The 10,639-nt window shown below is 55.8% G+C and carries 7 protein-coding genes and 2 pseudogenes; 7 read left to right on the top strand and 2 right to left on the bottom strand.

Going from position 1 to position 10,639, the window contains the following annotated elements; translation table 11 throughout:
• Both H0X95_RS35245 and H0X95_RS35240 read right to left on the bottom strand, forming a co-directional pair.
• Positions 1-402: pseudogene (locus H0X95_RS35245) on the bottom strand (capsular biosynthesis protein); the annotation flags it as partial.
• Complete coding sequence (locus tag H0X95_RS35240; RefSeq protein ID WP_196446423.1) at positions 403-1,554, bottom strand: glycosyltransferase family 4 protein; 1,152 nt, start codon at positions 1,552-1,554, stop codon at positions 403-405. It lies immediately after the preceding pseudogene.
• 143 nt (positions 1,555-1,697) lie between these two features.
• Between H0X95_RS35240 and H0X95_RS35235 the strand changes: the two genes are divergently transcribed.
• From H0X95_RS35235 to H0X95_RS35210, 7 genes and pseudogenes are all read left to right on the top strand, one after another.
• Positions 1,698-2,870 carry a polysaccharide biosynthesis/export family protein gene (locus H0X95_RS35235; RefSeq protein ID WP_124449520.1) on the top strand — a complete coding sequence of 391 codons (1,173 nt, stop codon included), beginning with the start codon at positions 1,698-1,700 and terminating at the stop codon, positions 2,868-2,870.
• 365 nt (positions 2,871-3,235) lie between these two features.
• Positions 3,236-3,412 (top strand): annotated as a pseudogene (locus H0X95_RS36425) (DUF4214 domain-containing protein); the annotation flags it as partial.
• A 33-nt stretch (positions 3,413-3,445) separates the two neighbouring features.
• Positions 3,446-5,293, top strand: a complete 1,848-nt coding sequence (locus H0X95_RS35230; RefSeq protein ID WP_230878346.1) for a hypothetical protein — start codon at positions 3,446-3,448, stop codon at positions 5,291-5,293.
• A gap of 3 nt (positions 5,294-5,296) precedes the next feature.
• Positions 5,297-7,531, top strand: a complete 2,235-nt coding sequence (locus H0X95_RS35225; RefSeq protein ID WP_196446421.1) for a glycosyltransferase — start codon at positions 5,297-5,299, stop codon at positions 7,529-7,531.
• Between the two features lie 245 nt (positions 7,532-7,776).
• On the top strand, positions 7,777-8,811 hold the full coding sequence (gene gmd / locus H0X95_RS35220; RefSeq protein WP_196446420.1) for a GDP-mannose 4,6-dehydratase: 1,035 nt from the start codon (positions 7,777-7,779) through the stop codon (positions 8,809-8,811).
• Between the two features lie 3 nt (positions 8,812-8,814).
• Complete coding sequence (locus tag H0X95_RS35215; RefSeq protein WP_196446419.1) at positions 8,815-9,708, top strand: NAD-dependent epimerase/dehydratase family protein; 894 nt, start codon at positions 8,815-8,817, stop codon at positions 9,706-9,708.
• A complete protein-coding gene (locus H0X95_RS35210; RefSeq protein WP_196446418.1) occupies positions 9,705-10,586 on the top strand; it encodes a glycosyltransferase family 4 protein in 882 nt (293 codons plus the stop codon). The genes H0X95_RS35215 and H0X95_RS35210 overlap by 4 nt, the downstream gene beginning before the upstream one ends.
• Positions 10,587-10,639: the final 53 nt, after the last annotated feature.

Below are 10,639 nucleotides of genomic sequence, written 5' to 3'. Positions count from 1 at the left end.
GCGGGGCACACGGTGTTCCGGATCCAGTGCGTAGCTGTCGAGCACGCGCTCCATCAATTTTGTGACGTCGGGTGATTTGCCCGCGTCGTCGGTGGTAGCAAATGCGCGGCTGATCGCTTCGGAGAGCGTTTGTGGTCCGGTTTCGGTGTGATGCACGACGAACCAGGAAAGCAGCGGCATGCGTCGACCATTGCGTGCCAATAGCGGCCCCGGTGAGGCTGCGTGGACGGCGAACCCGGCGGCGCGAGCAATGCGCAGCATGAGTCGTCCCGGACGAGTGTCCGTCCAGATGCAATTCGACCGCCGCATCAGCCAACTGATGAAACGCGATCCGCGCGTGACACTGCGAAGATCGAATACCGGATCACGCAGATTCGGGTAATGGCGTGCCGGATCGCTCATCTATTGCAGTGTTTCCAGGAAATTGTCGACGCGGGCAAAGTGTTCGGACCACGTGGGTTCGCGAAAGTCCTCGATACGCGCGAGTTGAGCGTCGCGTTCCGTGCACGCTGGCTGGCTGTATGCTTCGATGTGAGCGAGCCAGTTGAGGCCGTCCAATGGGTCGAGATAGTCGGGAATGCCGCCGGCAATTTCGCGAAATACACCGAGATCGCTGGCGAGCACGGGCACCCTTAGCGCGAGTGCTTCGACGAGAGGCATTCCGTAGCCTTCGACAAACGACGGGAAAAGAAGCGCGCGCGCGTGCTGCAGCCAAATATGAAGCTGATCATCGGAGCAATCGGCCTCTTCTATGACCACGCCGCGGAGGCTCGAGCAACGATCGAGCATATCGACAACGTTCTCGCATTCCCACCCGCGCCGTCCGATGACGATGAGCTTCGGTGCGGCCGCACCGTGCCGTTCGACGAGCCTGCGCCACACATGCAACATGAACCAGTGGTTCTTGCGCGGCTCAATGGTGCCGAGCATGACGAAGTACGGATGATTCAGAGGGCTCGGTCCGTAAGGGCGGGCGGCGACGCCGGACGCCAAGGGCGCAACCACGGTGGGCGGCAGGGGGAACCCTGCGAGGTCGGCCTCGCTGGCAAGCGAGTCAAGCGTGGCCTGCGAGTTGGCAATCAAACCATTGGCGTGCTGCAGCGCAGTATGAATGCGTAGCCGGTGAGCATCGTCGACGCCGGGCCGGCAGTATTCCGCGTGCGTAAGCGGAATCAGATCATGCACCATGAATACGGAGCGGGCGTTCCGGCGCGCCATGGCGTGGTAATAGCGCTGAAACTCCATTCCATTGTGGCTCGTATGCAACAAAATGCTGCGTGCGAAATTTTTAAAACGTAGCTGGTTCATGACGGATCGCACCACCAGCTTTTGAATCGCACGACGGTTACGGACGGACGACAGCAGCATTTCAAATACTTGCTGAGAATCTCTGTCAGTCAAAACGACGGAAAATCCACGCTCGCTCAGTACCGCGTTTGCCTGGGCGCCATACCGTTCCACATAGGCCAGCCCCACGCGGTCCACGCCAGTTGGCCGCAAGCCATCGGAGAGGCGGGACAGCAGGCGGGTGACGTCCAACAAGATATGTGACACGCGAATACAAGATTTTTGTGGTAATGGATGTGCGGCAGGGACGCACAGTCCCGCTGACGTGGTTTTTTTGCTCGCAACATTCTATTTGATTCTGTAACGTGCGACAATTTGCGCCGACCATAATTTACCAAGACTACCAAGCAATGTCGCGTGTTCGGATGAATGCTCTTTGGGTTTCGATTATCGGGGGAGCAGCCTTGCTGGCTGGTTGTGCGGGGGCAATTCCGACATCCGGACCGAGCCGGTCGCAGATTGATGATGCTGGTCAGGCACCAAATACTACGGGTATTCAGGTCGTCGATGTCACGGACGATGTCGCACGCAAGCTTCTGGCTGAACGAACCCATTCCGACTTCTCTGCTGCGCTCGGCAATGGCACGGCATTCCAGCGGCAATTGGGTGTTGGTGACACGATCGAAGTGTCGATCTGGGAGGCGCCACCTGCAACGCTGTTTGGCGCCGCACAGTCTGATGCGAAGACCGGTGTCGGCAGCGGTGCGCACGCGACAGTTCTGCCTGATCAGATGATCGATGGCGATGGGAACGTCAGCGTGCCATTCATCGGTCTCGTGCGCGCTGCCGGGCGCACGCCGACTCAACTGCAGCGTGAAATCATGGAGCGCCTGAAGTATATGGCGCACGATCCACAGGTGTTGGTCAAGCTGTCGCGAAACGTCACGTCATATGTGACCGTAGTCGGGGATGTGGCAAACAGCAATCGCATGCAACTTACGGCTCGCGGAGAGCGGGTGCTCGATGCCCTGGCGAGCGCTGGTGGGGTGCGTCAGGCGATAGACAAAATTACGATTCAGGTTACGCGCGGCGATAAAGTGGTGTCGTTGCCGCTGGAAACCGTCATTCGTGATCCGCGCCAGAATGTTCCGCTGCATGCAGGAGATGTGGTAACGGCATTGTTTCAGCCGTACAGCTTCACATCCCTTGGTGCGACAGGCAAGAACCAAGAATTCAATTTTGAGGCGCAGGGTATTACGCTTGCGCAGGCGTTAGCACGAGCTGGCGGGCTGCAGGATTCGCGCTCCGACCCGCGCGGGGTGTTCATTTTTCGGCTTGAAAATGCATCCGCGCTGCAATGGCCAAATGTCCCTGTTCGTACCACGGCTGATGGTAAGGTACCGGTCGTGTATCGTGTGAATCTCAAGGACCCGAATTCGTTCTTTGTTGCCCAGAGCTTCATGATCGACAACAAGGATCTATTGTATGTGTCGAACGCGCCGGTCACCGAGATCCAGAAGGTATTGAATCTGGTGTTCTCGGTGGCGTATCCGGTAGTAACGGGCGTGCAAACATTCAAGTGATGCTCCAGGTGATGGAGCTAAGTTAGTGTGGCCGCTCGCTTGAAGTTATTTCAAATTTATTGTCGTTGGCAAACGTGGATAGGGCATGCGTCGATACCGTTCCACACCGGGGAAGCGATATCGACGAATCGGGCCAACGGTATCTGGCTCAACCTGTAGAGTTTGTGCGCGGGCACGGCAACGTTCACGCGTGCAATCCAAGGCATGTTGAGCCTTTTGTCAGTTCAGGTTTTTATTAAACAGCAGCTTGAATTAATCGCATCCGTTTTCCTCGATTTGGTTTGATTTGAGAAATGTTGGTGCGAGTTAAATTCAGTCGACGTCGGCTTCTGTTTTCGTAACAATCCGCGTTCCGAGTCAAGAATATGCAGACCGTAATCCTATCCGAGCTTTTGCCATATAACGGTGAACAACTCATCGAACAATGCTACCAAAGGATTTTGCTGAGAGAGCCCGATCCGGAGGGGCGGCAGCACTATCGCAGGATGCTTGGCAGCGGGAGGAGCAAGTTCGCGGTCGTACGGAGCATTGCACGAAGCGCAGAGGCGCGAAAGCTCGGGACTCGAGTGCATGGCATGAAGTTCGCTGCCATTGGCGAGCGCGTCATGGAAATTCCAGTCTTGGGAACGATCATCGCTGCCTTCTGGCTCGTAGGCGACGCGCCTGCAGTGTTGCGCGATATTCGAGCAGGACGCGAACTGGCTTCCGAAGGCCACCTCAGAATCGGGGCCCTAGAAACGCAGCTCGAGCAGCAGCGCGATCTCGACCCTATCTTCAATACCGTGAATTCAAGTCACCAGTACATGCGCGATGTCGAGCGTCGACTGGCGGTATTGGAGAGTAAGGTCGCAAATGGGCAAGTGCATTCGTCGCAAAGCGAATCGTCCGAAATCCATGCGATCCGGGCTACGCTGGCGGCTGACGTTCAGCGACTCGCCGAGGAACTGGATTCGCTCCGGAATTTCGCTTCGTCGATTCCTGCGACAATGCGCGCCATTGAGCGGCGGATGGCGGAGTTGGAGGTCAATGCGCTCAACGAACGGGAGCGGGCTTCGCAACGTGATGCGTCCGAACTCGGCTCGACTGTCTCTGTTCTGGCGGCAGAAATTCAGCGGATTGCACATGAACTGGAAGCTTTCAAGAACTTCGCTTCGTCGATCCCTGCGACGATGCGTGACCAGTTGACGCGGCTGATTGCCCTTAAGCGAGAAATCGGACAAATCGGGACGCCGGGCTGGAAGTCGAGTATTTCTGGCAGACTTGAGCATGCAATCACGACGCTCGAGGCGCACGACGCAAAATTCGCGAAACTGTTTGTTGACGCGACGCAGAAGGACGAAGAACGGGAGCGTGCACTTGCAAAAGTCGAAGAATGCGCCGTTCTGGCTCAGGCGGTGGATTCGCGTGTCAGCGTGCTTGAGCAACTGGTAGACCACTCGACGTTGCGTGCGGCAAGTGAAGTGCAGCGCCTGGACCAATCGGTCCATCGGATCGCACAGCAGGGGGCGCGCCTCGACATCGTCGACGATGCACTTGGAACGCTTCGCACCGAATGTGCGCGGCTGGCCCAAGAGTTCGACCGTGAAAGTCTTGAACGAGGTCAGTTGGCGTCAAGGATTGATAGCGCTTGTGAATTGATCGACAGGCAAGATAGTGAGTCCGCCGCCGTTCAACATGCATTGAATGTCGTGCGGGCAGAGTTTGCCGCACGCGCAGGAGACCATGCTTCCAGCGTGGAGCAGCTTGCTGCTGGCGCGGCTGCATTGAACGAAAGTGTCGACGAAATCCGTGCTTCGATTCAGCGCGCGTATAACCGAATCGAGTTTGTTCGACGGGAAACTCTGTTCGAATTGAAGTACGGTGCCGCTGCCGCATTTGCAAATAAGCCTGACGTTGTGTCGGCGCGAATCATCAATACAGCGAAAGTTGAAGAAGCACGCGTTACGGGGCTGAAACTGAACGTCGGCTGCGGACACATTCCTTTGGCTGATCATGTCAATGTCGATTCCCGCGAATTGCCTGGCGTAGATATTGTCGCCGAGGCTACTAGTCTTCCGTTCGGAAATGGCGAGGTATCGGTTCTACGCGCGGCACATCTGATCGAGCACTTTCCGCAAGAGCAGTTGCGAAGAGAGGTTCTGCCTTATTGGCGTTCGATCTTGAAGTCTGGCGGAACGCTACACGTGATCGTGCCCGATGCCGAGCACATGTTTGCCGAATATTACCGTGGAACCTATCCATACGAACACTTTCGCACGGTTCTTTTCGGTGGGCAGGATTACGGTGGCGATTTTCACTACAACATGCTGATGCCTGATCAGTTAAGCATGTTGTTGCGCGAAGCAGGTTTCGAAACCGTGCGATGGCTGGCGCGTGGTCGCAAAAATGGCCTGTGCTTTGAAATGGAACTGGAAGCCGAGTAAAACATGCGGGCAAATCCGAAGACACTTTCTGTCGTTATTAATACGTGTAACCGTGCAACAAGCCTGGATAAGACGATCAGCTCGCTTTTTCAGCAGGCTTGTCCGCAGATGGAAATCGTCGTGGTGAATGGGCCATCTACGGACAATACGGAGCAGATTCTTTCGAAATATGCGGGTCGAATCAAGACTTTGCGTTGCTCCGAATTCAATTTGTCGGTGTCCAGAAACATCGGCATTGCTGCGTCTTCCGGTGATGTAGTGGCCTTTATCGATGACGACGCCTTTCCGGAGCCCTTCTGGGCGGAGCGATTGCTTGCGGCTTACACGAGCAACGATGTCGGGGCAGTAGGCGGTCATGTTTTCGACCAGACCGGTATCGACTATCAGGCTACCAATATTATTTGTGACCGATACGGCAGCGCGTGGCCTAAGGAGAAGCATGATCCATCGGATCTTTACAGTTTTCCTCATGCGTTCAAATTTAGCGCATTGATCGGAACGAATAGTTCGTTCCGGCGTGATGTCTTGCTCGAAGTTGGCGGTTTTGACGAGGAGTATGAGTACTTCCTCGACGAGACTGATGTATGCGTTCGGGTAATCGATGCAGGGTACAAGGTCGTACAGATTGATCATGCGCTGGTGCATCACAAGTTCTTGCCGAGTCATATGCGAAATGCGCGCAAGGCAACGGTGCATCACTATCCGATCCTGAAAAACACATTGTATTTCGCGTTACGCTATGCGAGCCCCCAGGTCGGTATAGACGCCGCTTTGACGCATGGTGAGAACGTTTATCAGGCTCATCTTCGAGACGCAAAGTGGTTTGTCGAGCACGGCGAACTTCCTGCGGAGAAGCTTGCGAGCCTTCCGGCTGTTTACGTGAAGGCCCGCAATGACGCGCTTGAGCGGTATCAGGCGCCTGCGAAATATCTAACCGCGGATTTGCTGGAAAGCCATGCGTCGGACTTTTTGCCAGCCAGCGCGACACGTTCGGCCGGAGAGACGCAGCTGTGTGTCGTGCTGCTGTGCCGTCAGTACGACGCGGTGGATTCCGGCATTGCTCGCTTCATTGGCGTTCAGGCCAGAGCGCTTGCGGCTCTTGGTCATATCGTCCATGTTCTGACGCTTGTGCAAAGCGATGCCCGGATCGACTGGGAGGATGGGGTGTGGGTCCATCGTCTCACGGCAGGTTGGTATGACGACCAACCGGCAGATCTTCCGTTTAAAGTACACGCGAGCCAATGGTGCTATTCGCGGGCGATGCTCGACGAGGTTCGGAACATCAACTCGCGACACAAGGTCGATGTCGTGGAAGCCCCGGTTTGGGATAACGAGGCAATTGCATTTACCACTTCCGGGGAGTTCCCGGTGGTGGTGAGTCTTCAGACTTCACTTGGTATTGCGTTGGAATCGCATCCAGAGTGGCGCGATGACAAGGAGCGCATGGAGAACTTCGTTCTGCCGGCGTTGGAGGCGGAGAATTTCATCCTGGCCCAATGTGATTCCATTCGCGCTATCAGCCGTGCGATCGTTGACGAAATTGAGACACGGAACGAGATTGTAATGAATCCGTCGAGTGTCGAAATTTGCAATCTTTCACTTGAAGATCGCTCAAGCGGATTGCCTGCGCGCGAGCAGCCGAAGCTTGAAGTGTTCTTCCTGGGGCGTTTGGAGCTTCGTAAGGGCATTGATGTTCTTCTGGACGCAATTCCGAAGGTGCTTAAGCGTTTGCCGCATGTGCACTTCAATCTGGCAGGTGATGACCAAATAGCAGCGCCTGGTTCGAAAGAAACGTTCCGCCAGATTTTCACACGACGGTATCCGGAATTGACGAAGCAGGTCCACTTTCTCGGAAAGATCTCGGACTCGGAGGTGGATGCCCTTTTCGAGAGTGCATCGCTGTTTGTCGCACCCTCACGATTCGAGTCGTTCGGCTTGATTTACGTCGAGGCGATGATGTTCGGTGTCCCGTGTGTAGGTTGCAAAGTCGGTGGTGTGCCTGAAATCCTCGGCGAAAGCAACGGCGGATTGCTTGTCGAGCCCGGCAATTCGGACGAGCTCGCAAGTTCCATTGTGAAATTGCTTCAGAACCCCAAGCAGAGACTTACTCTCGGCCGCGAAGGTCGGCGTGCCTATGAGCGACGCTTCTCGCCGCCTGTGATCTCGGGGCAACTTGTCGATTTATATTTGCGAGCGATGCACAAGCACGCCGAACAGCGTCGTGGTAAGCCCCAATGACGTGGTCGACAGAATCTGATGGCCGAATGCTGAGCGACGCATTTGCGCGAATTGCTCGACTGAAATTGTGATGGCCATTGTGTCGAAGTCCTTGAATTGTAAGCATGCAAAATGCGTCTTGCATGATCGGCGGAATGGGTCGCAAGGGTTGTACATAAATTCTGCATGTCATCTGATGTAGAGAATTTATAAGTCGCAGGCAAACGTCGGTATAAACCAATTGAATTATAGAGGTCTGAATAATCATGAAGAAGGCGATCATTACCGGGGTAACTGGGCAGGATGGGGCCTATCTGGCGAAGCTTCTCCTGGAACAAGGCTACACGGTATTTGGAACTTATCGCCGCACCAGCTCGGTTAATTTTTGGCGTGTCGAAGAGCTCGGGATCGCTCAACATCCGGATTTTCATGTGGTCGAGTATGACCTCACGGACCTCGGTTCGAGCATAAGATTGTTGCAGCGGACGGAGGCCACCGAAGTTTATAACCTCGCGGCGCAAAGTTTTGTTGGTGTATCGTTTGATCAACCCGCAACTACCGCTGAGATAACCGGGATCGGTGCGCTCCACCTTCTTGAAGCAATCCGGATCGTCAACCCCGGGATCCGCTTCTATCAAGCCAGCACCTCGGAAATGTTCGGCAAGGTGCAAGCCGTTCCGCAAACCGAAGATACGCCTTTCTATCCGCGCAGCCCGTATGGGGTGGCGAAGCTGTATGCACACTGGATGACGGTGAACTACCGCGAGAGCTACAACATATTCGCCAGCAGCGGGATTCTCTTCAATCACGAGTCACCGCTGCGCGGCCGTGAGTTTGTAACGAGAAAGATCACCGACAGCATTGCGAAGATTCGCCTCGGCAAGCTTGATACCCTCGAACTCGGGAATCTGGATGCGAAACGCGACTGGGGATATGCGAAGGAGTATGTCGAAGGAATGTGGCGCATGCTTCAGGCGGACAAGCCGGACACATACGTGCTGGCCACCAACCGGACGGAGACCGTTCGTGATTTCGTCAGCATGGCCGGGAAGGCGGCCGGTTTTGACATCATGTGGGAAGGCAAGGACGAGAACGAGGTGGGTGTTGACGTTGCGACTGGCAAGGCGATCGTGAAGATCAACCCGAAGTTCTACCGGCCTGCAGAAGTTGATTTGCTGATTGGCGATCCCGCAAAGGCGCGCACGGAGCTTGGTTGGGAACCCCGCACCACGCTCGAGCAGCTTTGCGAAATGATGGTCGAGGCGGATATTCGCCGCAACGAAATTGGCTTTTCATTCTGACGCATGGCCAGGATTCTGATCACTGGTATCTCCGGCTTCACGGCGCGCCATCTTGCTGGCGCGCTGCTTCGCGCAGGGCATGATGTTTGCGGTGTCGCCCATCGCTCCTTGCCGTCAGCCAGCGTGCGTACGCATGTGTGCGACTTGCTCGACAAATCGAAGCTGACCGACATTCTTGCCGAGGAACGGCCCGACGCCATCGTTCACCTCGCCGCGATCGCATTCGTTGCGCATGGTGATGTCAATGCGATCTACCAGACCAACGTGCTAGGTACGCGTACGCTGCTTGATGCGGTAGCTGCGTCCGGTTGCTCGCCGCGATCGCTGCTGGTCGCTAGCAGTGCGAATGTTTATGGCAACGCTGACGTCGAAGTGATTGACGAGTCGGTCGGTGCGCAACCGGCCAACGATTATGCGGTTAGCAAGCTTGCGATGGAATATGTCGCCCGCCTGTGGGAGGGGCGGTTGCCCATTACCATCGTGCGACCATTCAACTATACGGGCATTGGTCAAAGCATCAATTTTCTATTGCCGAAAATCGTTTCGCATTTCCGCGATCGCGCACCGGTGATCGAGCTCGGGAATCTTCATGTGGTGCGGGATTTCTCCGATGTCCGGGTGGTCGTCAATGCATATATGAGGCTCCTCGATGGTGATTTCGCTGGCCAGACGTTTAATGTCTGCAGCGGGGTGGGGAGCGCTTTGCAGGACATTCTTGAGATCATGCGCGAACTGGCCGGGTATAGTCCGGAGATCCGGGTTAATCCTTCCTTCGTACGTGCAAACGAGGTGAAAAGGCTGATCGGCTCAAAAATCAAACTGGAGCAGGCGATCGGCCCGTTGGAGGCGATTCCGTTACGCGATACGCTTCGCTGGATGCTGGAGACTGCCGCATGAGATTGGCGCTCGCTGTAGACGCTATCGCACCTCCACTTACCGGAATCGGTCGATATGCGTGGGAGCTCGCGAGCCGCTACCAGGCGATGCACGGGGAGTTTGATGCGTTGCGCTTCTTCTGCGCCGACCGCTGGGTTAAAGATCCGACCCATCTGCTGGATTCCGTGGCCGGTAAGACCTCCGGGCGCAAAGGAGGATTCCGTCTTCCGCGAACGCCGAGGAGCTGGCGGCAGTGGCGGTTGCGGCGCGAAATGCGGGGTCACGTATTTCATTCCCCCAATTACTTCCTGCCCGATCAGGTTGACGGTGGCATCGTGACGGTACACGATCTTTCGGTGTTCAAGTATCCCGAGACTCATCCCGTTGAACGTATCCGGCACTTCGAGCGTAGCTTTGCGTCGACATTGCGTCGCGCGACACACTTGATCACGGACTCGGATGCTACGCGTGCCGAAGTGATCGACTATTTCGGATGGCCATCTGAACGCGTGACGGCGATTGGCCTTGGAGTCCATGATAAATTTCGCGTGCGCGATGCGTCAGAAGTGGGTGCGCAATTGCTTGAACATGGCCTCGTGCATGGTGGCTATTCGCTTTGCGTTTCCACGCTCGAACCGCGCAAGCGAATCGACCGGCTGCTTGATGCTTACCGCGATATTCCGCTGGCGCTGCGCTCGTCCTACCCGTTGGTGCTCGCTGGCAGCAAGGGGTGGCTAAGTGATGCATTGCAGGAACAAATCCGCGCTGGCGTAAGGGAAGGGTGGTTGAAGTATCTCGGCTTTGCCGATGAGGCGTTCCTGCCGCGGGGGTGTCAGGATTTCCGTGTTCAAGGCGGGTTGAGTAATTACACGGAAGGCCGGATGAATCGATCTGCGTAAAGGATAGCGAATTGGTTCATGGCGGTCTTCCAGTCATGAGCTGCACTACCCCA

The sequence above is a fragment of the Burkholderia sp. 9779_493 genome, assembly GCF_015712215.1.
GTDB classification, from domain to species: Bacteria; Pseudomonadota; Gammaproteobacteria; order Burkholderiales; family Burkholderiaceae; genus Burkholderia; species Burkholderia cenocepacia.
This window is presented reverse-complemented; position numbering and strand designations above follow the sequence as displayed.

What these genes read in the sequence shown, in the direction of transcription:
- H0X95_RS35235 (WP_124449520.1), top strand. Translation starts at nt 1,698, where the DNA reads ATGTCGCGTGTTCGGATGAATGCTCTTTGGGTTTCGATTATCGGGGGA.
- H0X95_RS35230 (WP_230878346.1), top strand. Translation starts at nt 3,446, where the DNA reads ATGAAGTTCGCTGCCATTGGCGAGCGCGTCATGGAAATTCCAGTCTTG.
- H0X95_RS35225 (WP_196446421.1), top strand. Translation starts at nt 5,297, where the DNA reads ATGCGGGCAAATCCGAAGACACTTTCTGTCGTTATTAATACGTGTAAC.
- gmd (WP_196446420.1), top strand. Translation starts at nt 7,777, where the DNA reads ATGAAGAAGGCGATCATTACCGGGGTAACTGGGCAGGATGGGGCCTAT.
- H0X95_RS35215 (WP_196446419.1), top strand. Translation starts at nt 8,815, where the DNA reads ATGGCCAGGATTCTGATCACTGGTATCTCCGGCTTCACGGCGCGCCAT.
- H0X95_RS35210 (WP_196446418.1), top strand. Translation starts at nt 9,705, where the DNA reads ATGAGATTGGCGCTCGCTGTAGACGCTATCGCACCTCCACTTACCGGA.